This is a genomic window from Tropicimonas sp. TH_r6 (genome assembly GCF_033101155.1).
In the GTDB taxonomy this organism is placed as follows: domain Bacteria; phylum Pseudomonadota; class Alphaproteobacteria; order Rhodobacterales; family Rhodobacteraceae; genus Tropicimonas.
Window position 1 is genome coordinate 118,145 of the sequence record NZ_JAWMPX010000011.1, and the last position, 23,495, is coordinate 141,639.

Sequence of the window (23,495 nt, forward strand, 5' to 3'; positions counted from 1 at the left end):
CACCGCTCCCAAACGGCTTCTCGCTGCCGTCTCTCAAATCCGTCTTCCCGCGCGCAAAATCGTAGTGCACCTTCCAGCGCCCTGTGATTGACTGCGCCCCGAGTCCGGCCGGCATGGCGACGGGCGTCGGATCGGTGCGACGGAGGCAGTGAGATGAACGGTGCGGAAACCCTGGTGAAGACTTTTCTGGCAGGTGGGGTCGATGTCTGCTTTGCCAATCCCGGGACATCGGAGATGCATTTCGTCGCCGCGCTCGACACCCATCCCGAAATGCGCTGCATTCTCAGCCTCTTCGAGGGCGGAGTTACCGGCGCGGCGGATGGCTATTTCCGCATGACCGGCAAGCCGGCGGCCACCCTGCTGCATCTCGCGCCGGGCTTCGGCAATGGCTATGCCAATGTCCATAACGCCCGGAAGGGCCATTCCGGGATGATCAATGTCGTCGGCGAACATGCCGATTACCACCTGCGCTACGACGCGCCGCTCAAGGGCGATATCGAGGGCGTGACCCGGTCTGTTTCGGACTGGGTGCGGGTCTCGATGGATGCGCGCTCCGTGGCGCCCGACGGGGCCGAGGCGATCCGCGCAGCACAAGCGCGCAATGGCCAGATCGCAACGCTCGTGTTGCCTGCGAACACTGCCTGGGAAGAGGCGGACGGCCCGGCCGCGCCGCTGGCTCCGGTCAAGCTGCATCGTCCGCGACCGGACCAGATCGCTGGCGCCGCAGAGGCGCTCACCGCGCCGGGAGCGGCGCTCTTCGTCGGGGGGGCGGCCCTGCATGGCCCATTGGCGCAGCTCGCCGGCCGCATCTCCGCGCGAACAGGGTGCCGCCTTATGGCCGATCTCTTCGTTTCGCGCATCGAGCGGGGGGCTGGCGCGGTCGATATCGAATGCCTGCATTATCCGGTGTTGGAGAATGTCGAGATCCTGCGAGACGTCAAACACATGGTCTTCGTGGGCGCGGGCCAGCCCGTCGCCTTCTTTGCCTATCCCGACCGGCCCTCGACGCCCGAGGCCCCGGATTGCCGGATGCTGCCGCTCTGCACCCCTCAGATGGATATTGCCTGGACGCTGGAGGCCCTGGCCGAGGCGGTCGGGGCAGGGGAGGCCGCGCCGCGCCTGATCGACCGCCTTCCATCCGAAGCGCCCAACCCGTCGGCGCCACTGACGCCGGACTGCGTGGGCGAGGCCCTGGCCGCGGTGATGCCCGAGGGCGCGATCATCGTCAACGAGGCGGTTACTGCCGGCGCGGCGCTGCTCGGGCCGCTGCGCCAAGCCGCCCGCCACGACCTGTTCTACAATCCCGGCGGCGCAATCGGCGCGTCGCTGCCGCTGGCCGTTGGCGCCGCGGTGGCCTGCCCGGAGCGCAAGGTCATCGCCCCCAATGGCGACGGTTCGGCGATGTACACGTTGCAATCGCTCTGGACCATGGCGCGGGAGGAGCTCGATATCTGCGTGCTGATCTTCGCCAATCGCGGCTACCAGATCCTGCGCGGCGAGCTGGCCAATGTCGGTGTGACCGAGGTCGGGCGAAACGCGGAACGCATGTTCAATGTCGAGGGTCCGGAACTGGACTGGGTGGCATTGGCACGCGGTCATGGGGTCGAGGCCGTGCGGGTCGAGGAGACGGGCGCGCTCATTAACGCGCTCGCCGGGGCGATGGCGAAGCGAGGCCCCTTCCTGATCGAAATCGCCTGCGGCCAGCCCTGACGGGCCGGGGCGGCAGGGCGGACAGGGCTGCCAAAGACACGTTAATGGCTTGTTAATGTTTTGAGCGCCAAGCTACGGCGTTCCTTCATAGAATTCATTGAGTGCACAATGACTGCCTTGCAGTTCTCCGGGGATCTTGAGGTCCCGCAAACCATCTGGTCCATTGACGATCTCGGCTTGCGAGACATGTCGGGGCAGGGGTCTCTTCAATACATTACCCGACTTGCCCGTCGGGTGTTCTCTGTAAACACCGCGCTGATCGCTGTTGTCGAAGATGGTGTCGAACGGCAATTGCTTGTCAGTGGTCTCGGGCTTCCCGAAGCATGGGAACGCAGCGGGGCTCTGCCGTTGTCGAAGAGCTTCAGCCAGTTCGTATTGCGGGATGGCAGCACGCTGGCCGTCGAGGACAAGGACAACCACCCGCTCGGCCCTGCGCTCCGGGACCGCGAAGAACTGCCCTATCACGCCTATCTCGGCGCGCCGATCTTCGCGCCAACGGGAGAGGTGCTCGGGGTGCTCTGCGTCATCGACGAAGCGCCGCGCCCGTGGTGCGACGAGGACCTCGCGGTGATGGAGGATCTCGCCCATTGCGTGACCGATGCGCTGGCGCTGCGGTCCGCGCTGCTGACGCGTCAGGACCTGCAGCGCGAGGTGGAGCAAACGCTGGATCAAACCCGGCGCCGGGCCGCGCTGCGCGACAGTATCGTTGCGGCCTTCACAGAGCCGGATCGGACCTCCGAACAGCGTTTGCAGGCAATGCTCGCAGCCGGCTGCGAGGCCTTGAACATGACCGCGGCAGCCGTGACGCGCGTGGATGGCTCCCATGCCCTGATCCTGGCCCAGCATGACATGCGTGGGGAGGCGACTGCCCCGATCGAGCGGGACAGTACCGGTAGCCTGACGGCTCATCTTCTGTCTGGGCAGGAGATCGTCTGGTTCAACGACGCGGCCGAGGCCGGGTTGGCTGATCGACCCGCCTTTGACGGCAAGCCGCCCAGCGGCTTCATCGGCGCGCCGCTGGTGCTGGAGGGGCTGGCCTACGGGACGCTGGAATTCGTCGCCTCGGATGCGGCTCAGAGTGACGCGCTGGAGCAGGACGGCGCTCTGGTTCGCATGATTGCCATGTTCATCGTTACGCAGCTGGAGGTATTCTCCCAGATCGACCGGCTGAAATACTCCGAGAGTGCGCTGCTGCAATACATTCTGGATCTGCGCGCGGAGATGTAGCGGTTATTTCGACCCGGCGCGTCGTTGCCTTTGGTGCAACGGAGCATGACAGTCCGCCGCCATTTCGGAACATGCAATGCGACAGCGAAACGACGTGCAGCGCCTCGGGGGCGGCATGTTCGTCCAGCTACGGCCGACATGGCAAGAGACGCAGTATATCTCTCCATCGCATTGCCGATCTCGGCGCGTCCGCACTGAAGAGTGACACCAACTGAGGTCAGGATCTATTCTCCTTCGGATATCGATTTAACCTGTCCCTATGGGTCATCGTGATACCCCGGTCATATCTGTTCTCGAGCCCCACCCGCATGAAACCAAAGCCTGACACGTGGCCCGCTGCCCGGCTGTGCGGTGAGGTCAAATGAGAACCCTGGTTGCGGTGTCCCCCACGTGGGCAAGGGTCTGACGAAAGGCCGTTCTGGGCAGCTCCAGTGTGATGGGACTGCCCGATTTCTCTGCAAGATAGCCCATCTCAAATGATCGCGTCGGGCGAAGGCCAGGACGGACAACACGAGAGCAATGCGCGTGTGGGGGCGTCGTCATTGCCTAATAAATGTAGAGAATCGTTGATTTTGGTTGGGCGGCACAGCATCGTTGACGTGAAGTAAATTTTTGATGGTACAGCTTGGTTGACGTTAAATAAGAAGTAACGGAGACGAATTATGAACCTTAAATTACTGGCGGCCGCTGCGGTCGTTATCGGCGCGCTGTCTGCACAGACTGCCGTGGCGGCGATCACAACAACCGTTTTGGGTACGGACAACCTTTACCATGTAAACTGGGGGTCCTCGAACGGCCCCGCCGCAATGACGGGCAGAGGGACCAACGTCTCGGCTGTGTCGGACAGCTCCGGTGCAATCAACTTCGCCGCCCTGGGACCGTTGATGAGTATCGCGACCGGTTCCGTCGTCGATGCGGGTCCAACCGCTACAGATGCTGACGGTTATAGCAGTATTTTTAACGGCTTGCGGGTCTATTCCTTGATCGGTGTGTGGAGTTCCACATCCGCGTCCATCAGCGCTATCGGCGATTCCTTTTTCGTCGGTAAGTCGGCGACACTTGTTGTCCCGACAGTTGCCAGCGCATTTCTGTTTCTCGGCGAGAATGATGGCATCTTCACCGACAATTCCGGCGCGTATGAAGTGACGATTGAAACCAGTGCGATCCCGCTCCCCGCCTCCCTGCCACTCCTGGTCTTCGGCCTTGGCGGTCTGGGCCTGGCCGCACGGCGCAAGCGCAAATCAGCCTGACGGATATCACAATTTGACCAAAGGGGGCGCTTCGGCGTCCCCTTTTCGTTTGGACTGGCGTTGGGGCGTCTGATCCGGGACGTCCGGTTTGATCGTCAGCGTATTACTGACTGTTGGTCCATCTGGATGATGGTTTCCGACGCCACGTGCGGGCATGGAGTGTCGAGCGGAGCAGCGGAAGCATGTCGACCAAGAGCAGAACAGATGTTCCGATCTTTGCAAGGCATTGATCCGCAGTGAAAAAAATATGGTGGGTGATGAGAGGCTCGAACTCCCGACATCTTCGGTGTAAACGAAGCGCTCTACCAACTGAGCTAATCACCCGCCGTCGAGGGCGGTCATAGACCGTCCTTGGGGGGGATGGCAAGACCTGCCTGTGACAGGGGAAGCGGGCGGCGGGCCATCCCCATGAGCCCACCGCCCTCGCGCGCAATAAAGCGCGGCTGGTTGCACGTGAGTGGTGCAGCGTTGCGGCTGGACACCTCTGGTGTCTGGCCGAATTCCTGCCCCGCGCGAAACGAGCGAAACGCGGGGCATCGAAGCGGGCGATCCCGGATGGGTCTTGCGGCGGAGCGGCGTCGAGGTTTCCCTCTTATCCAGCCCATTCCGCGGACCGACGATCCGGTCTCTCGCAATCGCTCTGCTTCGGTTCAGGAGATATAGGTCAGGCTGGGGGGTCGGATCAGTCCCGTAGCTACGTGATGCGCAGGGATGCGTGGGCACGGGGAGCACAGGAGCGGGGGGAGGGGTAGGGCCCCGAGCGCCTCGTCTTGCGATTGGGTCGCTCCTTGTCAGGGCAGAGATGTGGCCTCTGCCGGCGCCTCGGGTGGGACGCATTCATGCGCGGGGGCGGATTGTCGTGCACAATCCTTACCCGGTGACAGGATGGTGTCAGCTTTGCACGTTTTATGAGCAGCAGCGGGTTGAACCGCTTTTCATCGACCCTTGGGAGGTAATCATGAAATTCATCCTTCGCGGCACCGTTGCCGCTACTGTCCTCTTCAGCGCCTCGGCGGTCTGGGCTGCGGAATGCATCGCCCCCGCCAACCCGGGCGGCGGCTGGGACTTCACCTGCCGGCAGATCGGCAAGATCATGTATGACATCGGCGCCGTGGACAAACCGGTGCAGGTAACCAACATGGCCGGAGCCGGCGGCGGCCTTGCCTATAACCACGTCGTCGCGGAACGCGGCGAGGACGAGGAGCTCTTCATAGCGGCCTCTTCGGCCACCACGACCCGTCTGGCCCAGAATGCCTATGCCGGCATGAAGGCCGACCAGGTTCGTTGGGTTGGCGCCATCGGTGCCGATCCCGGCGTCATCGTCGTCGGCAAGGACAGCGAGTTCCAGTCGCTGACCGACCTGCTCGATGCCGTGAAGGCCGATCCGAAATCCATCGCGTTTGCCGGCGGGTCCGCCGTGGGTGGCTTCGACCACCTCAAGCCGCTGATGGTTCTTCAGCGTGCCGGCGTCGAGGACGTGACCAAGGTCAAGTATATCGGGACCGATGGCGGTGCCGACGCGATCACCCAGACAGTGGGCGGCTTCACCCAGGCGATGTCGGGCGACATGTCCGAAGTCGTGGGCTTCATCAAGTCTGGCGACGTCCGTGTTCTGGCCGTGCTGACGGAAGAGCGCGTACCGGGCTTCGATGACATCCCGACCGCCATGGAGCAGGGCATCGATGTCGTCGCCGTGAACTGGCGTGGCCTCTACGTGCCCAAGGGCGTGTCCGACGAAACCTTCGACATGTGGGCCGAGCGTCTGGCCAAGGTTGCCGAAAGCGACGAATGGGCCACGGCCATGGAAGCCAACGGTCTTGCCCCCTTCACCAAGGTTGGCGCCGATTTCCAGGGCTATGTCGATGGCGTCGTTGCCGACGTTGAAGCGCTGTCCCGTGAACTGGGAGTCATTCAGTAATGGCATCTGACCGTATCTTCGGTGCGGTCGTGACCCTCGTGGCGCTGGCATATATTGCCAGCGCCACACAGATCCAGTCCGGCTTCATGTCCGACCCTGTGGGCCCGCGCACCTTCCCCATCCTCATCGGTTCCGTCGCAGCGCTCTGCGGCATGGTCATCGCCATCAGGCCCGACCCGGACCCCGAATGGCCCGAACTGGCCACGTTGGGCGCTCTCGTCGCTTCGGCCGTCGTGCTGATCGGCTACGCCTATGCGCTCAAGCCGCTGGGTTTCCTTCTGCCCACGGCCATCGCGGCGGGGTTCCTCTCCTACCAGATCCAACCGAAGGCGAAAGCCGCCGTGCTCGCGGGCGTGGGCCTTTCCTTCGGTCTGTTCGTGGTGTTCAAATTTGCGCTCGGCCTCGGTCTTGTCGCGTTTCCGAAAATGCTGATGGGTTGAGGTCAACATAATGGATCTGTTTGCTAATCTCGCGATCGGCTTTGGCATTGCCCTGTCGCCGTTCACGCTGATGCTGGCCGTTGTCGGCTGTTTCATCGGCACCATTGTCGGCGCGCTTCCCGGGCTTGGCCCCTCGAATGGCGTCGCCATCCTTATCCCGATCACCTTCACCATGGGGCTCGACGCCACCTCGGCGCTGGTGCTCATGACAGCGGTCTATTACGGCGCCATGTATGGCGGCCGGATCTCCTCGATCCTGCTCAACATCCCCGGTGACGAGCCCGCCCTGATGACGACGCTCGACGGCTATCCGATGGCCAAGAGCGGCCGCGCAGGCGACGCGCTCGTACTCTCGGGTGTCGCTTCCTTCGTCGGTGCTTTCCTGGCCACCATCGGCCTTATGCTTCTGGCGCCGATTCTGGCGCGGGTGGCGTTCGTCTTTGGCCCGGCGGAGTATTTCGCCCTGTACATGCTGGCCTTTGCCACGCTTGGCGGCATGTCCTCGAACAACCAGGCCAAGGCGGCGGTTGCGTCCTGCATCGGCCTCGGCATCGCCATGATCGGCGTCGACAACAATTCCGGCCTGCCGCGCCTGACCGGCGGCAACATGCATCTCTTCGACGGCATTGACTTCCTGGTTGCCATCGTCGGTCTCTTCGCCATCTCCGAGGTCTTCTTCTTCATCGAGAGCCACGGCAAGAACACCTCCATCGGCGTCAAGCTGGAGAAGGTCTCGATCCCGTGGAAAGACATCGCCCAGACCAAGTGGACCATGCTGCGCTGCTCGGTCATCGGCTTTGTCGCCGGTGTCCTGCCCGGCGCGGGCGCGTCGCTCGGCTCCTTCCTGAGCTACATGACGGAGAAGAGCATCGCCGGTGAAGAGGGCAAGTTCGGAACCGGGGTTCCGAAGGGGATCGCGGCCCCGGAGGCGGGCAACAATGCCGCCGCGGGTGGGGCGCTGGTGCCGATGCTGACGCTCGGCGTGCCGGGGTCCGGCACAACGGCAGTGCTGCTTGCGCTCCTCATGACGCTGAACATCACGCCCGGTCCCACGCTCTTCACCGAGCGTCCGGAAGTGGTCTGGGGTCTCATCGCCTCGCTGCTGATCGCCAACATCGTGCTGCTGATCATGAACGTGCCGATGGTGAAGATCTTCGTGAAGATCCTCATGGTGCCGCCCTGGGTGCTTCTGCCTGGCGTGACCATGGTCAGCTTCGTCGGTATCTACTCGCTTTCCGGCAGCTATTTCGACCTGCTCTTGATGGTGGCCTTTGGTGCGCTCGGCTTCGTGTTGCGAAAGCTCGACGTTCCCACCGTGCCGATCATCCTCGGCATCCTGCTGGGCGGTCACATGGAGGACTCACTGCGCCGCGCCATGGTGCTGTCGGATGGGGACTTCACCTATCTCTTCTCTTCGCCCATCGCCATCGGCCTTTGGATCGTGGCCGTCGCGGGCTTCATCGCGCCGATGTTCCTGCGCAAGATCCTCAAGAAACCGCAGAGGATAACAGACTGATGGTCAAGGTTCTCATCCCTTCCGGCGCACTCGGGCTCGGTTACGACCGGAACGCCCTCGCGCTCGGGATTGCCGAGAAACCCGATATCATTGCCATCGATGGGGGGTCCACTGACAGTGGGCCCCACTACCTTGGTACGGGGAGCTCGAAATACTCCCGCGGGTCGGTCAAGGCCGAATGGCGCGAGATCATGGCGGCGCGGGCCCAGGCTGGCGTTCCGCTCCTGATCGGAACCGCGGGGACCTGCGGCGCCGATGATGCGGTCGACTGGTTTGTCGACATCACGCGCGAGATTGCGGCCGAAACCGGCGAAACGCTCAAGCTGGCGGTGCTGAAATCCGGCCAGCCTGCCGAGCGGATCAAGGCAGCCCTTGCCGCCGGAAAGGTCACGCCTCTGGTTGCCGCGCCGGAGATCTCGGACGAGACCCTCGACAGCTGCACCAATATCGTTGCCCTCGCGGGCGCCGAGCATATCCAGTCGGCGCTTGAAACCGGTGCCGATATCATCATCGCCGGCCGGACCACCGACACCGCGATCATCTCCGCGCTGCCGATCGCGCGCGGCTGCAATCCGGGCGGCGCCTGGCACGGCGCCAAAATAGGCGAATGCGGCGCGCTCTCTACGACCTCGCCGAATTCGGGCACGATCCTGATCGATTTCGACGAAGAGGGCTTCACGATGACGCCGATGGGGCCGGAGGCACGGGCCACCCCGCACACCGTCTCCGCCCATATGCTCTACGAGAATTCCGATCCTTACGTGCTCTACGAGCCCGGCGGGCACCTTGACGTGACCGGCGCCACCTATACCGCGCTGGACGACCGCCGGGTGCGGGTTACCGGGTCCAAATGGGTGCCCTCGGAGCGCTACACCGTGAAGCTCGAAGGCGCGCGCAAGGCGGGCTATCAATATGCCTCGCTGGCGCTGGTGCGCGACGCGCGCTACGTCGCGAATGTGCGCGAGTGGTGCGATGACATCCTCGTCAAGGCCACGGCCAAGGCGCAGGAGCGCGCCGGCGACGGGTTCGAGATCGAGATGCGGCTCATCGGCGTCGACGCGACGCTCGGCGCGCTCGACACGGGCGCCCAGGTCGGCAGCGAGGTCGGGGTTCTGGGCATCGTCACCGCCGACACGGAGGCGATGGCGCGCGAAGTGGCAAAGATCCTCAATCCCTACCTGCTCCACCACCCACTGACCGAACAGGAAGAGATGCCGACCTTCGCCTTCCCCTTCTCGCCGCCGGAGATGAACCGGGGCGTGGTCTACGAGTTCTGCCTCAACCATGTGCTGGAACTGGCGGACCCATGGGACGCTTTCACTCTCGAAACCGTGGAGATTGGCGCATGAGCAGGCTGGCCGACACCGTCACCAAGATCCGCTCGAAAAACGCGGGTCCGTTCTGGCTGACCATCGACATCTTCTGTGGCTCTCCGGAGGTGTTCAAGCGCGTCTCCGGCGCGCTGAAGACGGAACAGATCATCTCGATCCTTCAAGCCGATGCGACGCTGCTCAAGCGCTTCGACATCGAGGACCTGAACGTGGTCAAGTTCTCCGTGCCGCGCCCGCAGATACAGGGCACGCGGCTGGACCGCGACATGCATGGCGCCTCCTTCGCGGCCTTGCTGAGCGATCTTGACGTCTGACCGGGCGCTGCCCGAGAGGAATGACAGGAAAGCCCGCTGCATCCGTGCGGCGGGCTTTCTCTTTTCATCTGCCTTCGCGGCATGGCGTGGGCGCTTTCGGGGCCGTCGACGCGTCCCTTAGACGAAGGCCTGAATCCCCGTCTGCGCACGCCCCAGGATCAGCGCATGGATGTCATGCGTACCCTCATAGGTGTTGACGGCTTCGAGGTTCATCACATGGCGGATAACGCCATATTCGTCTGAGATCCCGTTGCCGCCCAGCATATCCCGCGCCTCGCGGGCAATCGCCAGCGACTTGCCGCAATTGTTCCGCTTCATCATCGAGACCAGCTCGCCCGGCGCGCGATGTGCGTCCATCAGGCGGCCGAGCCGCAACACGCCCTGAAGCCCGAGCGCGATCTCGGTCTGCATGTCGGCGAGCTTCTTCTGGATCAGCTGGTTGGCCGCCAGCGGCCGGCCGAATTGCTTGCGATCCAGCACGTAATCCCGCGCCTGATGCCAGCAGGCCTCCGCCGCGCCAAGCGCGCCCCAGGCGATGCCGTAGCGGGCCCGATTGAGGCAGCCGAACGGCCCCGCAAGCCCGGAAATTTCCGGCAGCAGGTTCTCTTCGGGCACAAAGACCTCGTCCATCATGATCATGCCGGTTACAGAGGCGCGCAGGGAGAACTTGCCCTCGATCTTCGGCGTCTCCAGCCCCTTCATCCCGCGCTCCAGCAGGAAACCCTTGATCTTGCCGCCATGCGCCGCGGACTTGGCCCAGACGACGCAGAGATCGGCGATCGGGGAATTGGTGATCCAGTTCTTGGCGCCCGACAACAGATATCCGCCCGGGGCCGGCTTCGCCCGCGTCACCATCCCGCCCGGATCGGAGCCGTGATCGGGCTCGGTCAGGCCGAAGCAGCCGATCATCTCGCCGCTGGCCAGCGCGGGCAGGAATTTGCGCCGCTGCTCTTCCGCCCCGTAGGCAAAGATCGGGTGCATCACCAGCGAGCTCTGCACCGACATCGCCGAACGGTAGCCGGAATCAACGCGCTCCACCTCGCGTGCGACCAGCCCGTATGAGGTATAGTTCACGCCCGCCCCGCCATATTCCTCCGGGATCGTGCAGCCCAGAAGCCCGAGCGCGCCCAACTCCGTCATGATCTCGGGGTGGAAGATCTCGTGCCGGTTGGCCTCCAGCACCCGTGAGGCGAGGCCGTCCTGACAATAGGCCTGCGCGGTGTCGCGGATCATCCGCTCTTCCTCGCTCAACTGTTCCTCCAGCAGGAACGGATCCTCCCAGACCAGGTCGGCGGGCCGGGTACGGGCGGTTTCGGGCGTATTCGCAGCCATGGAGTCTCTTCCCTCGATATCCTCTTCCCTCGTGCTTAAGCCGAAACGCCAGCGGCTTCCATGGCCGGGGTGGATCCATCGAATTTGAAGTTTCTATCTTTGTTAAGAATTCGCCTCGAATGTCGTCATTGGGAAAAACTTGGGTGTGTGCGATGACAGTCCTGACTGGCTATTATCTCTATTCGGATGTCGACGAGTCCGGGTTGAGCACGGGTGACGGCATTTCCGATGGGGCGGTGACAGCCTCTATCGACACGGAACAGCATTTTCCGCTGGGCACCGGCATCGTGAACTATCCCAACACGCTGGGCGATGTGACCGGCACCTTCTATCAGGGCGATGACGGCGTCTATTTCGTCCCGGAGGATGACGGCAGCTTCCCGCCCTCGGAAGCCGGGACCGTATCCAGCTATACTGCGGCCATCGAGGGCACGACCGGAAACGACTGCATTGAAGGCACGGATGGCAATGATGTCATCATCGACACCGATCAGAGCATTTACGATGCGACAGGCAGCGACACGATCGATGGCGGGCTCGGGGTCGATGTCATCGTCTTCGGCGACGGCAACGACACAGTCCTGGGCGGCGACGGGGACGACCTGATCGGCCAGTGGTCGACCGGCAGCGGCACCAACATTCTCGACGGCGGTGAAGGCAACGACACCATTATCGGTGGGTCCGGCGACGATAAGATCATTGGCGGCGCGGGGGACGACACCCTCACCGGCGGCGCGGGAAGCGACAGTATTTTAGGCGGTGAGGGGCAGGACGAAATCCTTGTCACCGACGAAGACGATTATGCCTACATACAGGGTGGCGAGGGCAGCGACGACGGGGACAGCGTCACGTTTTCCAGCACGTCTAGCACCCAGGGCGTCGACGTCACGTATACCGGCGACGAGTCCGGCACTTTCGACTTCCAGGGAACTTCCACCACTGGCGAGTTCAGCGAAACCGAAGAGATCAACGGCACGGATTATGCCGATACGATCGACGCCTCGGCCACCAGTTCCGGCGTCACGATCCTTGCAAATGGCGGCGATGACATCGTGACCGGCGGATCGGGCGCTGACGTGATCTACGGCGGCGAGGGCGATGACGAGCTCTCGGGCGGAGACGCCAACGACATTCTTGTGGGCGACGCGGGCAACGACACCCTGATCGGCGGCGCGGGCAGCGACAATATCGTCGGCGGCGAAGGGGATGACACCCTTGTTGCCGGAGCTGGATACGACTCGCTCCATGGCGGCGACGGGAGCGACACCTTCCTGATCACCGATGAAGATGATTGGGCATTTGTCTCGGCCGGCGAGGACACTGACGACCAGGACATCGCCATCTTCGCCAGCAATGGGAGCACTCAAGGGGTCGAGGTCACATTTACGGGCGATGAAACTGCTGACTTCAGTTTCCTGGGAACCTCCACATACGGCACCCTGACAGAGATCGAAGCAATTCGCGGCACGGACTATGCCGACACGATCGACGGCTCGGTCGCGGACAGCGACATCACGATCGACGGAGGCGCCGGCGACGACAGGCTGACGGGCGGCGACGGCGACGACCAGATATCGGGGGGCGAAGGCAGCGACACGCTGACCGGCGGCGCCGGCACCAACCAACTTGATGGCGGCGCGGGTGGCGATGTCTTCAATGTCCATCAAAGCGATGGCGTGACGGATGTGGATGGTGGCGATGACTATTTCTATGACTGGCTTGTCCTGCAGGATGACAACAGTGGTCTAGGGGCCTCGGTCACGTTCACAGATGACGGAAGCGGCAGCTACGCATTCGGAAACGTGATCAGCACCGGTACGGAATCGGTTTTCATGGCTGGCTATGCCGTAACCAGCTACTATGATGCCGACGTCATTCCCCTCGCGGCAAGCGGCGATTTCACTTCGATCGAAATCATCCAGGCAACCGACAACGCAGATCTGATCGATGCCAGCGCTTCGAGTGTGGGCATTATTCTGAACACACTGGGTGGAGCGGACATCGTTACCGGTGGTGCGGGCGATGACAGCATTTTCAGTGGCGACGGCGACGATACGATTTCTGGCGGCGCGGGGGATGACACGCTCAAGGGCGAGGCTGGCGATGACCGGCTTGTTGGTGGTGCGGGTGACGACACGCTGACGGGCGGCGATGGCGATGACATTTTCGCCGTGCTCGATGGCGACGGCCATGCGACGATCACCGATTTCACCATGGACGGCACCGAGCTGGACCAGCTCGATGTCTCCGAACTGACCGACGCCAATGGCAATCTGGTCGATCTCGACGACGTGACGGTGAGCGAAGACGAGACGGGCAACGCCGTCCTGAGCTTTCCGATGGGCGAGAGCCTGACGCTCGAGGGCGTGGATGCCTGCACGCTGGACCGTCCGACCCTGCACCAGATGGGCATTCCCTGTTTCACCTCGGGCACGATGATCCTGACCCCGCGCGGCGAGGTTCCGATCGAGACGCTGCGGCCCGGCGATCTTGTGCAGACGCTCGACAATGGCGCCCAAACTGTGCTGTGGATCGGGCAGCGGCGGCTCAGTCGGCGGGAGTTGCTGCAACACCCCAATCTCATGCCGATCCGCATTCGATGCGGCGCGCTTGGCAATCGGCGCGACCTTCTCGTCTCGCCCCAGCATTGCCTGATCACGACACCCGACGGCGCAGAGCCTTGCATGGCGCGGGCAACCCATCTGGCGCGGCAGGGCGGGCCGGGCTTCCGGGTCGCGCGTGGTGTGCGGGAGGTGAGCTATATTCACCTTCTCTTCGAACGGCATCAGATCGTGCTGACCGAAGGCATGGCTTCCGAGAGCTTCTACCCCGGTCCGATGGCGCTTGCGACGCTCGACGGAAGAACGATATCGGAAATCGGCGTGCTCTTCCCCGGTCTGGGATCCCAGCAGGTCCAGCATGACCAGGTTGCGCGGTTCTACGGGCCGACAGCACGGCGCGTGATGCGTCGCCGCGAGATTTCCCGGCACACGGTTGACGAGTTCCGGCCCCAACGCGCATTCGCCTGAACGGGTGCCCGAGGCGCGGCAATCCTCCGATTGCGCCGCCTGCCACAAGCGCTACTCTGCTCGGCGATGCCGCCGCGGTGTCGAGCAGATCTGAAAGGGCCCGAACATGAGCAATTGCGTCTTCATCCAGATAAGATGCGCCCCCGGCAAGACCTATGAGGTGGCCGATGCAATCGCGCTTCGGGAGATCCATTCAGAGCTCTTTTCCACATCGGGCGAATATGACCTGCTGCTGAAGCTTTATATCCCCGACGGCGAAGATGTCGGCCATTTCATCAACACGCATGTCGCCTCGATCCCGGATGTGCATCGCACCCTGACGACCATGACCTTCCGGGCCTTCTGATCAGGCTGTGAGCAGCGCCTCATAGGCATCAGACATCGCTGACTGGAGCCGCTGGAGATCCGCGTCCACGGTGGCCTGATCATCGCAGTGGAAGCTTTCCAGCACGTCGATCCGGATCACACCGGGGCTGGGCAGTTTCCTGTCGCGCGGCAGGAGCGTGTCGGAGCCGGCGATGACGACGGGTCGGATGCTGCGTTCCGCCTCCCGCGCCACGATCACCACCCCGGCCTTGAAAGGCGCGAGTCCGGCGCTGTGGCTGCGCGTGCCTTCCGGAAAGAGGATCAGCGAGCGTCGGCGGGGCATCTCGCGCACCGCTGTGGCGAGGTGGCGCAGCGCGTCGGAGCCACGAGCACGGTCGATGGAGACAAGCCCGGCGGCACGGAAACCACGTCCGACGAAGAAATTGGAAAAGAACTCCTTCTTTGCGCCGAAGGTCACCCATTTCTCGTTCGGTACGTTGGAGAGCAGGGCGAAGCCGTCGAGATGGCTGCGGTGATTGACCGCGAAGATGGAGTTCTCGTCCTGCGCCATGCGGGCTGTGGCTTTGGGCGAGATCTCGACCCGGATGGAGAGGAACCAGAGCAGCCAGCCGCAAGCGCGCGGAACCAGCCGCCAATACCACGCGCGGAAACCGCGACGGCGCTCGCAGACATGCGGCGCAAGGCAGATGAAGAGAAAGAGCAGCGGCCCGACGACGAGAAGCGCCAAGCGTTTGAGGAGATGCAGCAAGGGGAGGTCTCTTTTCCGGGCCATGCAGGTTGCGCGGAAACGGGGCGGCAGCCCGGGACCGGTCGGTCGGTTCTGCGACCGATGCTGCTGTCCCGCGAATCCGACTTTCTGTCAACAGCGCAGATCGATCATGAAGAGAGGAGCCCGGGAGTTGCTCGGGATCCCGGTGGGCATGCCGCAAAGAACTGAATCCGTTCTCCCTCCTCGATGTGGTCGACGTCTCTGTAGACAAGGCGGTCATCGGAGATACCCGGCCTGAACCGACCGCCTGTCAAATCTTCGCAGGTCGCTACAGGATTTCGGTCTTTGGTCCCCCATCGCTGGAAGAGGGCGCCGCGCCGGCGGGAGGCGCATTGGCTCCGGCAGGCGCGGCGACCACCAGAGCCAGACATGGTCAGTCCATTCCCGCTTTTCTCTTGGCCAGGAAGTGGAAGTCGGCCCGGCTCATACGAAGGTCGGCCAGGTCGGCCTGGTCGAGCTTGTTCAACGCCTCCATCGTCTCGCGGTACAGCCGTGCCTTGTGCCTCTTTGCGTCCCGTGTTGCGGCCCTGTCCGAAACCGCGTTGCGAAACGTGATCCACGCCTTGGCGTTGGCGTCGACGGTCTCGTCCAGCAGGTGGCGAAGGGAGGCTAGAAGCCGATCGAACTCAAAGGCGGAGGTCGCAGTCAATTTCACGAGGATTTCCTTTCCGGTGCGGTCCGGGCATTCCGTCTCTGGCACGGCCAGCAGGGCTGGCGTGGGCAGGAAGCCGACCGCTCAAGATGGGGGCGCTCCAATCGCGGAGCGTTTGTATTGTTTGTATTTTTCCAGATGAAGCGCGGCTGGATGCGTGCCCGCGGCACGGGTGGCCGGGGCGTCGCGTCATGCGCTGTCAGCTAGGTGCAGGTATTCGGAAGGGCATGGTCTTTCTCCCGCTTCACGAAACAAGACTACGCGCATCCAGCGCTTGCGTGTGACCAATAATACATCAATAAACCATCAAATGACCCATCGCTTCCCGATCAAGGAAATTGCGCGACAGGCCGGGCTTGGAACCGCAACCGTCGACCGTGTGCTGAACGGGCGCGCCCATGTCAGCTCGCAGACCCGCGCCCGCGTGGAGGCCGCTCTCGCCGAATTGGAAATGCAGGAACGGCAGCTTTCCGCACGCGGACGACGCATGTTTGTCGATATCGTTCTGGAGGCCCCTCAAAGGTTCAGCCGCCAGATCCGGGCGGCCTGCGAAGCGACTTTGCCGGAACTGCCCGAAGCCGTGTTTCGTCCACGCTTCCAGTTTCAGGAGATCATGCAGGAAAACGAGATCGTGGCGATCCTTGAGCGGATCAGACGGCGTGGCAGCCAGGGCGTGGTGGTCACGGCGCGCGATGTGCCCGCGGTTCGCGACAAGGTTGACGAACTGGAGACTGCCGGAATTCCGGTTGTGACCCTGGCGACGGATATCTCGTGTTCGAAGCGAACCGCCTATGTGGGGATCGACAATGCGCGCGCCGGGCAAACCGCTGCCTTTCTGCTTGCGCAGGTTCTTGGGGAGCGGCGGAGCACGATCCTGACGTCGCGCCGGAGGGAAGAATTCCAGGGGGAGGCGGAGCGCTATCTGGAGTTCCGCAAGCATTTCCTGCAGGTGCGGCCAGACGACGAGATCGTCGAGATCACCGGCGGTGCAGGCCTGTCCATGGACACGCGACGGCGTCTGGAAACCGAACTGTTCAAATTCCCCGCTGTGGATGCCGTCTATTCCATTGGCGGCGGCAATCGCGCCATACTTGAGGTGCTGCGGGATGCCGACCGGGCACCCGGCTGCTTCATTGCCCATGATCTCGATGCAGAGAATGTCGAGTTGTTGCGGTCCGGGCAGATCAATTTTGTGCTGCACCACGATCTGCAATTGAACATGTACCAGGCATTTCGCGCGCTGTCGGCAAAGCACAGTCTCGTTCCGTCCTCCGACGCAACCGGGCTTAGCGACATTCAAGTCGTCACGCCATATAACATCCCGATTGCGCGGGAGACCACGCCGGCCTGATCTACCTGTGCTTCAGGAAAGGCGTCCGAGCAGCAATGCAGTGGCAGCCGCCGGACAGGATTGCACCCGGGAACGGCCGTTCCGTCTTCAAGAGGGACGTCTCTATTTCGTGTCGATCGGCTGCTCGTCATCCCCGATTTCGTCATAGCCGGCCCAACCATAAGTGCCGCCGGTCTGCGGCAGCTCCCGCTCCTTCACGTCGCGATGCATATGCGCCTTGGCGACGAAATTGGCGGTGATCGGCGCGGTGATGAAGAGGAAGGCGGTGATCAGCAGCTCGTGATAGGAGACATGATCGAGGAACACCGCGAAATAGATCATCGAGGCGATCAGTACCCCGCCGACACCGAGCGTTGTCGCCTTGGTCGGAGCGTGCAGCCGGCGCATCGTATCGTCGAGCTTGATCAGCCCGAAGCTGCCCAGAAGCCCGAACAAACCTGCGGAGACGAGCAGGAAGGATATAAGAATTTCGGCAATAAGTTGCATATTTCCAATCCTTTATTCGATGATGTTGCCGCGAAGGATGAAGCGGCAATAGGCCACCGTGGACACGAAGCCGAACATGGCGATCAGCAGCGAGACCTCGAAATAGACCGCCGTGCCCTGCAGGATGCCATAGACGTTCAGCAGCGCGATGGCGTTGATGACCAGCGTGTCCAGCGCCAGGATCCGGTCGACCACGCCGGGGGCGAAACGGATGCGCCAGAGGTTCATCAACATGCCAACAGAGAAACAGGCGGTGGCGAAATAGAGCGCATACTGGATCATTCGAAGATCTCCTTCAGGCGGCTCTCATAGCGGGTCTTGATCGTGGCGACCTCGGCCTCGGGATCATCGGTGTCGAGGCAATGGACCAGAAGGTGCTGCGCGTCGGCCGAGAGCATGGCGGTGACCGTGCCCGGCGTCATGGTGATCGTGCCTGCGAGCACGGTGATGGCCTCGGGAGAGCGCAATTCCAGCGGGATGGTCAGCCAGTGGCTATGGGTCTGCTCATTGGTCTTGAAGAGGATGATCTTCGCGACCGCGATATTGGCCACACAGATATCCCAGAGTACCAGCAGGATGTACTGCACGGCCTTGAGGGGGCGGGCGACCTTGGGCCGGTTGGGCCAGAAGGGCTGGGTGATGCCGGGGATGGCGATGCCGAGGATCAGCCCGAGCACGACATTGCCCACGGTCAGGTTGTTGACCAGAAGGAGCCAGATCAGCAGCAGGAAACAGGTCAGCTGCGGGTGCGGGAAGACGCGGTATAGGATGCGTTTGATCATGGCTCAGTGCGCCTCCTGCTGTGGCCCGAGGACGGCCTCGATATAGGCATCCGTGTCGATGAGCTGGGCGGCTGTTTCGGACATGGCCCGCATCGCCGGTCCGGCCCCAAGCGTCAGCACCACCAGCAGCACCAGCGGCGCGCAGGCGCCGACCACCGCGAGCGGGCGGATCGGGTGGGCGGCGATCAGGTTGCCGTCGGGGTCGAGGTTTTCCGGGTTGGCGAAACTGGGGTCGAGCGGTTTCCAGAAATAGCGGCTGCCTCGGAGACCGAAGCCGATGATGGTTATCAGCGAGGTAACGAGGATCACGGCCCAGATCACGCTCACGAAGGGCGAGCTGCGCGCCGCGTCGAGCACCAGCAGCTTGCCGATGAAGCCCGAGAGAGGCGGCATGCCAGCCACGGCGATGGCGGCGGCGAAGAAGAGCGAGGCGACGAGCCCGCCCGGCGCGCGGATGGTCGGTCCCTGGCTGTCGGCCACGAGGTCGAGCACCAGGAAGAGCAAGGCGGCGGCAAGGGTCGAATGCATCATGTAATATAGAGCTGCGGTCAGCCCGGCCTGCGTGCCGATGGAGATGGCGATGAGCAGCGTGCCCATCGAGGCGAGCACCGCAAAGGCGGCCAGACGCGGCAGCAACCGTGCGCCGAGCACGCCCACCGCGCCGATGGTCAGCGTGATCAGGCCGGCGGGTAGAAGCATCATGTTGAAGAAATTGCCCACGGCCTCGCTTTCGGGCGAGAAGACCAGCGTGTACATGCGCAGGATCGCATAGGCGCCGACCTTGGTCATGATGGCGAAGAAGGCGGCGACAGGGGCAGGGGCGTTGGCATAGGTGCCGGGCAGCCAGAATTGCACCGGGAAGGCCGCCGCCTTGATGCCGAAGACCACAGAGAGCAGCGCGCCGCCGGTCAGGAGCAGCGCCTGGTCGCCGGGATCGAGATCACGGACCCGCAGTGCCATGTCCGCCATGTTGAGCGTGCCGGTGACGGCGTAAAGCGTGCCCATGGCGAAGAGGAAGAGGGTGGAGCCGGCGAGGTTCATGATCACATATTGCAACCCGGCCCGCAGGCGCATGCCTCCGCCTGCGTGAATCATCAGCCCGTAGGAGGCGATCAGCAGGATCTCGAAAAAGACGAAGAGGTTGAAAGCGTCGCCCGTCAAAAAGGCGCCGTTCACGCCCATGAGCTGGAAGGCGAAGAGGGCGTGGAAATGCCAGCCGCGCCGATCCCAATCCGAGCCCATCACGTAGAGGATGACAGAGGCGGAGAGCAGGGATGTCAGCAACAGCATGGTCGCGGAGAGCCGGTCCAAAACGAGGACAATGCCGAAGGGCGGCGCCCAGTCGCCGAGGCGATAGGTGTGGATCGTGCCGTCCAGCGTCGAGACGAAAAGCCCGCCAGAGATAACGACCAGCGCGACGGTCATCGCCATCGAGAAGACACGCTGAAGAACGACATCGTGGCGCATGACCATGGCCATGACGGCGGCCATGATCGCCGGCATCACGACCGGCAGGATGATCCAGTGGTTCGGGCTCATCCGAAATCTCCCTTCGGGGTCTCGAGGCCCGGATCACGCGGGTCCTGTTCCCAGGGGATCTCGTCGGGATCGAGATCGAGGTCGTTGGGATCACGGCGCATGTCGATATGGTCGATATCGCTTTCGAGAAAGGCGCCGAGCGCAACCAAAACCGCCACAGCCGTCATGCCGAAGGAGATCACGATTGCCGTGAGCACCAGCGCCTGGGGCAGGGGGTCCGTATAGTCAGTGACGCCCGGGGTGTAGATCGGCGGCATGTCCACCGCCAGCCGTCCGGAGGCGAAGAGGAAGAGGTTGACCGCATAGGTCAGCAGCGCCGTGCCGACAATGACCGAGAAGGTGCGGCGGCGCAGGATCAGGTAGACCCCTCCGGCGGTCTGCAGCCCGATGACGATTGCGAGAAGGGCTTCCATGTCAGCTCTCCTGTTTCGGGGTCGGTCGGCTTGCACGGCCGGGGATTGGCGGCTCGGTACGTCCGGTGTCGCTATAGGGCGGGATGACCGTGGAGGGGTCGTAATCCATTGGCGAGACATTGACCGACTCGCCGGTGCGCCGCGCGATGTGAGAGAGCGTGTAGATCGCCAGCATCACCGCGCCGATCACGGTCAGAAAGACGCCGAGATCGAAGGCCATGGCCGTAGCCAGTTCGAACTCCTCGATGGGCGGCCAGTGGACATAGCCGAAATCCGAGGTCAGGAACGGGAAGCCGTTGAACCAGGCGCCGATGCCTGTGATGCCGGCGATCAGCACGCCCCAGCCGATGAAGGCGTGATAGGGGATGCGGACCCGCTCGGAGGCCCAGGCAAAGCCAGAGGCCATATATTGCATCAGCAGCGCGATGGCGACGACGAGGCCGGCGATGAAGCCGCCGCCGGGGTCGTTATGGCCACGCAGGAAGATATAGACCCCGACCATCAGCGAGATCGGCATCATCACGCGCGTCGCCACGACCATCATCAACGGGTGGCGGTCCTTGGAATAGCGCATCTCGTGGACCCAGTTGGCGAGCTTGCGGGAGGCCTTGCCGTCCATCAGCGTCTCTCCGAGCGCGAAGATCAGCAGGGCGGCGATGCCGAGCACGATGATCTCGCCAAACGTGTCGTAGCCCCGGAAGTCGACCAGGATCACGTTGACGACATTGGTGCCGCCGCCATCCGGCTTGGCGTGCTTGAGATAGTAGCCGGAGATCGTTTCGAAATCGCGGGTCATCAGCGCATAGGCGAGGGCGGCGATGGCAATGCCGGCGGCGCCCGCGATCATCCCGTCGCGACCGCGGCGGCTGAAGCTCGACTCGCGCGGCGTGTGCTTGGGCAGGAAGTGCAGCGCCAGCAGCAACAGGATCAGCGTGACCACTTCGACCGTGACCTGCGTCATTGCCAGGTCGGGCGCGGAAAGGCGGACGAAGATCACCGACACGATCAGCCCGTTGATGCCGATCAGCACCAGAACCAGAAGGCGCGAGCGGTGATAGGTCACGATGGCCATGGTCGAGGCAATGAGCAGGATTGTCCCGATATAGTCGACCACACTTGGCGAGATCATCTCGCGCATCCCCGGAGCATGGCTGCTGGAGAAGAAGGCATAGAGGCCCAGCAAGACCGTGGACGCGCCGAAAATGGCGAGAAACTGTGTCAGGCGGCCATTATGCATCGAGTTGCTGATCAGCCCGCTGGCGCGGTGCAACCCGGTCACGGTGGCGTCGAAGATCGCCTTGGCATCGGGCTTGGGCGTCGCATCCCACATCCGCAGCAGCGGGGCGTGGAAATAGAGCACCAGCGCGCCACCGAGCGTGGCGACGATGCTCATGCCGAGGGCGAGGGTGAAACCGTGCCAGATCTTGAGCTTGTGCGGGTGCAGGTGTTCCTGCGTCACGGCGTCGGAGACGACATTCAGGAAGCCGCCCACGGCCGCCTGCGGCACGATGCCGATGACCAGCGCCATGACGGCGAGCAAGGCCGGCGCGGCCCACATGCCGAAGGGCGGATCATGCGGGTGCCCGGGATAGTCGTTGCGCACCGGGCCGAGGAAGACATGCACGATATAGCGGAAGGAATAGGCGGCTGAGAAAAGCCCGCCAAAGGTCGCCAGAAGCGGCACGATCCAGGGGTTGCCGAGCCAGCTTGTATGGACCGCTTCCTCAAGCATCAGCTCCTTGGACAGGAACCCGTTGAAGAGCGGGATGCCGGCCATGGAGAGCGAGGTGATGATCGCCAGTGTCGCCGTGATCGGCATCAGCTGGCGCAAGCCTCCGAGCCGCTTGATCGAGCGGGTATGGGCCTCGTGATCGACAATGCCCGCGGTCATGAAGAGCGCGGCCTTGAAGATCGTGTGATTGATGATGTGGAACACGGCGGCTGTCGCAGCGGCGGCGGTGCCGAAGCCGAGCAGCATGGTGATCAGCCCGAGATGGGAGACCGTGGAGTAGGCCAGCAGGGCCTTTATGTCATCCTTGAAGATGGCAATCTTGGCCCCGATCAGCATCGTGATCAGCCCGGTCGTGGCCACGAGGTAGAACCATATATCGGTGCCGGCGAAGATCGGCCAGAGCCGCGCCATCAGGAAGAGCCCGGCCTTCACCATGGTGGCGGAGTGCAGGTAGGCGGAGACCGGCGTGGGCGCGGCCATCGCGTGCGGCAGCCAGAAATGGAAGGGGAATTGTGCCGACTTGGTGAAGGCGCCGAGCAGGATCAGGACCAGCATTGGCACGAGATAGGGCGAGGCGAGCACTTCCTCGCGCCGCGTCAGGATGACCGAGATGTCATAGGAGCCGGCCGCCTGTCCCAGCAGCAGCATGCCACCGATCAGCGCCAGACCGCCGCCGCCGGTGACCGCCAGCGCCATCCGTGCGCCCTGTCGTCCCGGTACGGTGTGTTTCCAGTAGCCGATCAGCAGGAAGGACGAGAGCGAGGTCAGCTCCCAGAAGATCACCAACATCAGGATGTTGTCGGAGAGCACGATGCCGAGCATCGCGCCCTGGAACAGCATCAGATAGGTATAAAACTGCCCCATCGGGTCTTCGCGCGAGAGGTAGAATCGCGCGTAGAGGATGATGAGCAGGCCGATTCCGAGGATCATCGAGGCAAAAAGCAGCCCCAGCCCGTCGAGCCGGAAATTGGCGTTCAGCCCCAGCATGGGCATCCACTCGACCTGGTAGACAACCGTCTCGCCGCGCCAGACCTCTGTGGCCAGTGTGATCAGCAGGATCAGCGCCGACAGCGTCGCCCAGCCGGCGGAGAGCGCGCAGGCATTCCGTCCGACCCGTATCATCAGGCCCGGGAAGAGCGCGCCAATGAAGGGCAGCGCCGCGATCAGGGCGAGTGTCGCATCCGTATGAACTGTCACCGGGATCCCCCATCTGCCGAGCCGTTCCTCGGCGATTTGTAGGAATTTCGCGGGGAAAAGCAAACCGGTCCTTGGGGCCAGTGCATTCGGTCCGGGCCCCGGTGCGAGGAGGAAGGATCGTGCCGGCAAGTTGAGCTGCCCGCTGTGAATTGATTTTTAGTAACAATATTCAATGCATTA

The 23,495-nt window shown here is 63.1% G+C and carries 20 protein-coding genes and 1 tRNA gene; 11 read left to right on the forward strand and 10 right to left on the reverse strand.

The features are described 5' to 3' along the window. Positions 1–153 precede the first annotated feature (153 nt). The 3 genes from R3X27_RS12675 to R3X27_RS12685 all read left to right on the forward strand — a co-directional run bounded on the left by R3X27_RS12675 (position 154) and on the right by R3X27_RS12685 (position 4,187). Positions 154–1,710 (forward strand): acetolactate synthase large subunit, encoded by a 1,557-nt coding sequence (locus tag R3X27_RS12675; protein ID WP_317709229.1) that lies wholly within the window; start codon positions 154–156, stop codon positions 1,708–1,710. Positions 1,711–1,818: 108 nt separating this feature from the next. After that, positions 1,819–2,937 carry a GAF domain-containing protein gene (locus R3X27_RS12680; RefSeq protein ID WP_317709230.1) on the forward strand — a complete coding sequence of 373 codons (1,119 nt, stop codon included), beginning with the start codon at positions 1,819–1,821 and terminating at the stop codon, positions 2,935–2,937. 662 nt (positions 2,938–3,599) lie between these two features. Then, positions 3,600–4,187 carry a VPLPA-CTERM sorting domain-containing protein gene (locus R3X27_RS12685; RefSeq protein WP_317709231.1) on the forward strand — a complete coding sequence of 196 codons (588 nt, stop codon included), beginning with the start codon at positions 3,600–3,602 and terminating at the stop codon, positions 4,185–4,187. 248 nt (positions 4,188–4,435) lie between these two features. On the opposite strand, the gene R3X27_RS12690 is transcribed toward R3X27_RS12685, so the two are convergent. Beyond that, a tRNA-Val gene (locus R3X27_RS12690) sits at positions 4,436–4,511 on the reverse strand. A gap of 634 nt (positions 4,512–5,145) precedes the next feature. On the opposite strand from R3X27_RS12690, the gene R3X27_RS12695 reads away from it, so the two are divergent. From R3X27_RS12695 to R3X27_RS12715, 5 genes are read left to right on the forward strand one after another with little or no spacing between them, the layout of a single operon-like run. Further along, on the forward strand, positions 5,146–6,105 hold the full coding sequence (locus R3X27_RS12695) for a Bug family tripartite tricarboxylate transporter substrate binding protein (RefSeq protein ID WP_317709232.1): 960 nt from the start codon (positions 5,146–5,148) through the stop codon (positions 6,103–6,105). Continuing rightward, positions 6,105–6,545 carry a tripartite tricarboxylate transporter TctB family protein gene (locus R3X27_RS12700; RefSeq protein ID WP_317709233.1) on the forward strand — a complete coding sequence of 147 codons (441 nt, stop codon included), beginning with the start codon at positions 6,105–6,107 and terminating at the stop codon, positions 6,543–6,545. Before R3X27_RS12695 ends, R3X27_RS12700 begins: the two co-directional genes overlap by 1 nt. A gap of 10 nt (positions 6,546–6,555) precedes the next feature. Continuing rightward, the gene (locus R3X27_RS12705) at positions 6,556–8,061 is read left to right on the forward strand and encodes a tripartite tricarboxylate transporter permease (RefSeq protein ID WP_317709234.1); all 1,506 of its coding nucleotides are present in this window, start codon (positions 6,556–6,558) and stop codon (positions 8,059–8,061) included. Next, complete coding sequence (locus tag R3X27_RS12710; RefSeq protein ID WP_317709235.1) at positions 8,061–9,410, forward strand: acyclic terpene utilization AtuA family protein; 1,350 nt, start codon at positions 8,061–8,063, stop codon at positions 9,408–9,410. Before R3X27_RS12705 ends, R3X27_RS12710 begins: the two co-directional genes overlap by 1 nt. After that, on the forward strand, positions 9,407–9,706 hold the full coding sequence (locus R3X27_RS12715; RefSeq protein ID WP_317709236.1) for a DUF4387 family protein: 300 nt from the start codon (positions 9,407–9,409) through the stop codon (positions 9,704–9,706). The genes R3X27_RS12710 and R3X27_RS12715 overlap by 4 nt, the downstream gene beginning before the upstream one ends. A gap of 117 nt (positions 9,707–9,823) precedes the next feature. On the opposite strand, the gene R3X27_RS12720 is transcribed toward R3X27_RS12715, so the two are convergent. Continuing rightward, positions 9,824–11,038 carry an acyl-CoA dehydrogenase gene (locus R3X27_RS12720; protein ID WP_317709237.1) on the reverse strand — a complete coding sequence of 405 codons (1,215 nt, stop codon included), beginning with the start codon at positions 11,036–11,038 and terminating at the stop codon, positions 9,824–9,826. 152 nt (positions 11,039–11,190) lie between these two features. Between R3X27_RS12720 and R3X27_RS12725 the strand changes: the two genes are divergently transcribed. Both R3X27_RS12725 and R3X27_RS12730 read left to right on the forward strand, forming a co-directional pair. Then, positions 11,191–14,067 (forward strand): Hint domain-containing protein, encoded by a 2,877-nt coding sequence (locus R3X27_RS12725; RefSeq protein WP_317709238.1) that lies wholly within the window; start codon positions 11,191–11,193, stop codon positions 14,065–14,067. A 106-nt stretch (positions 14,068–14,173) separates the two neighbouring features. Beyond that, entirely contained in the window at positions 14,174–14,413 is a 240-nt protein-coding gene (locus R3X27_RS12730; protein ID WP_317709239.1) for an Lrp/AsnC ligand binding domain-containing protein, read from the forward strand. Here R3X27_RS12730 and R3X27_RS12735 read toward each other — a convergent pair whose 3' ends face one another. Together R3X27_RS12735 and R3X27_RS12740 are read right to left on the reverse strand one after the other, a co-directional pair. After that, positions 14,414–15,142, reverse strand: coding sequence for a lysophospholipid acyltransferase family protein (locus tag R3X27_RS12735; RefSeq protein WP_317709240.1), 729 nt, complete (start codon positions 15,140–15,142; stop codon positions 14,414–14,416). Between the two features lie 394 nt (positions 15,143–15,536). Continuing rightward, positions 15,537–15,818, reverse strand: coding sequence for a hypothetical protein (locus R3X27_RS12740; RefSeq protein WP_317709241.1), 282 nt, complete (start codon positions 15,816–15,818; stop codon positions 15,537–15,539). A gap of 307 nt (positions 15,819–16,125) precedes the next feature. Here R3X27_RS12740 and R3X27_RS12745 point away from each other — a divergent pair, with 307 nt between their 5' ends. Beyond that, positions 16,126–17,166, forward strand: coding sequence for a LacI family DNA-binding transcriptional regulator (locus R3X27_RS12745; protein WP_317709242.1), 1,041 nt, complete (start codon positions 16,126–16,128; stop codon positions 17,164–17,166). Positions 17,167–17,268: 102 nt separating this feature from the next. Here R3X27_RS12745 and R3X27_RS12750 read toward each other — a convergent pair whose 3' ends face one another. Genes R3X27_RS12750 through R3X27_RS12775 form a run of 6 tightly spaced genes read right to left on the reverse strand, consistent with a single transcriptional unit; the run spans position 17,269 to position 23,315 of the window. Beyond that, positions 17,269–17,652, reverse strand: a complete 384-nt coding sequence (locus R3X27_RS12750; protein WP_317709243.1) for a Na+/H+ antiporter subunit G — start codon at positions 17,650–17,652, stop codon at positions 17,269–17,271. A gap of 12 nt (positions 17,653–17,664) precedes the next feature. Then, a complete protein-coding gene (locus R3X27_RS12755; protein WP_317709244.1) occupies positions 17,665–17,934 on the reverse strand; it encodes a K+/H+ antiporter subunit F in 270 nt (89 codons plus the stop codon). Further along, positions 17,931–18,422, reverse strand: coding sequence for a Na+/H+ antiporter subunit E (locus R3X27_RS12760; protein ID WP_317709259.1), 492 nt, complete (start codon positions 18,420–18,422; stop codon positions 17,931–17,933). The genes R3X27_RS12755 and R3X27_RS12760 overlap by 4 nt, the downstream gene beginning before the upstream one ends. 15 nt (positions 18,423–18,437) lie before the next feature. After that, a complete protein-coding gene (locus R3X27_RS12765; protein ID WP_317709245.1) occupies positions 18,438–19,973 on the reverse strand; it encodes a monovalent cation/H+ antiporter subunit D in 1,536 nt (511 codons plus the stop codon). Next, on the reverse strand, positions 19,970–20,386 hold the full coding sequence (locus R3X27_RS12770) for a Na+/H+ antiporter subunit C (protein WP_317709246.1): 417 nt from the start codon (positions 20,384–20,386) through the stop codon (positions 19,970–19,972). The genes R3X27_RS12765 and R3X27_RS12770 overlap by 4 nt, the downstream gene beginning before the upstream one ends. A 1-nt stretch (position 20,387) precedes the next feature. Then, the gene (locus R3X27_RS12775; RefSeq protein WP_317709247.1) at positions 20,388–23,315 is read right to left on the reverse strand and encodes a monovalent cation/H+ antiporter subunit A; all 2,928 of its coding nucleotides are present in this window, start codon (positions 23,313–23,315) and stop codon (positions 20,388–20,390) included. Between the last annotated feature and the right edge of the window lie 180 nt (positions 23,316–23,495).

Bases quoted from the DNA above. Each gene is read 5' to 3' on its own strand.
- R3X27_RS12715 (WP_317709236.1), top strand. From the start codon at position 9,407: ATGAGCAGGCTGGCCGACACCGTCACCAAGATCCGCTCGAAAAACGCG.
- R3X27_RS12720 (WP_317709237.1), bottom strand. From the start codon at position 11,038: ATGGCTGCGAATACGCCCGAAACCGCCCGTACCCGGCCCGCCGACCTG.
- R3X27_RS12710 (WP_317709235.1), top strand. From the start codon at position 8,061: ATGGTCAAGGTTCTCATCCCTTCCGGCGCACTCGGGCTCGGTTACGAC.
- R3X27_RS12765 (WP_317709245.1), bottom strand. From the start codon at position 19,973: ATGAGCCCGAACCACTGGATCATCCTGCCGGTCGTGATGCCGGCGATC.
- R3X27_RS12695 (WP_317709232.1), top strand. From the start codon at position 5,146: ATGAAATTCATCCTTCGCGGCACCGTTGCCGCTACTGTCCTCTTCAGC.
- R3X27_RS12685 (WP_317709231.1), top strand. From the start codon at position 3,600: ATGAACCTTAAATTACTGGCGGCCGCTGCGGTCGTTATCGGCGCGCTG.
- R3X27_RS12770 (WP_317709246.1), bottom strand. From the start codon at position 20,386: ATGGAAGCCCTTCTCGCAATCGTCATCGGGCTGCAGACCGCCGGAGGG.
- R3X27_RS12705 (WP_317709234.1), top strand. From the start codon at position 6,556: ATGGATCTGTTTGCTAATCTCGCGATCGGCTTTGGCATTGCCCTGTCG.
- R3X27_RS12730 (WP_317709239.1), top strand. From the start codon at position 14,174: ATGAGCAATTGCGTCTTCATCCAGATAAGATGCGCCCCCGGCAAGACC.
- R3X27_RS12725 (WP_317709238.1), top strand. From the start codon at position 11,191: ATGACAGTCCTGACTGGCTATTATCTCTATTCGGATGTCGACGAGTCC.
- R3X27_RS12680 (WP_317709230.1), top strand. From the start codon at position 1,819: ATGACTGCCTTGCAGTTCTCCGGGGATCTTGAGGTCCCGCAAACCATC.
- R3X27_RS12750 (WP_317709243.1), bottom strand. From the start codon at position 17,652: ATGCAACTTATTGCCGAAATTCTTATATCCTTCCTGCTCGTCTCCGCA.
- R3X27_RS12700 (WP_317709233.1), top strand. From the start codon at position 6,105: ATGGCATCTGACCGTATCTTCGGTGCGGTCGTGACCCTCGTGGCGCTG.
- R3X27_RS12745 (WP_317709242.1), top strand. From the start codon at position 16,126: ATGACCCATCGCTTCCCGATCAAGGAAATTGCGCGACAGGCCGGGCTT.
- R3X27_RS12675 (WP_317709229.1), top strand. From the start codon at position 154: ATGAACGGTGCGGAAACCCTGGTGAAGACTTTTCTGGCAGGTGGGGTC.
- R3X27_RS12755 (WP_317709244.1), bottom strand. From the start codon at position 17,934: ATGATCCAGTATGCGCTCTATTTCGCCACCGCCTGTTTCTCTGTTGGC.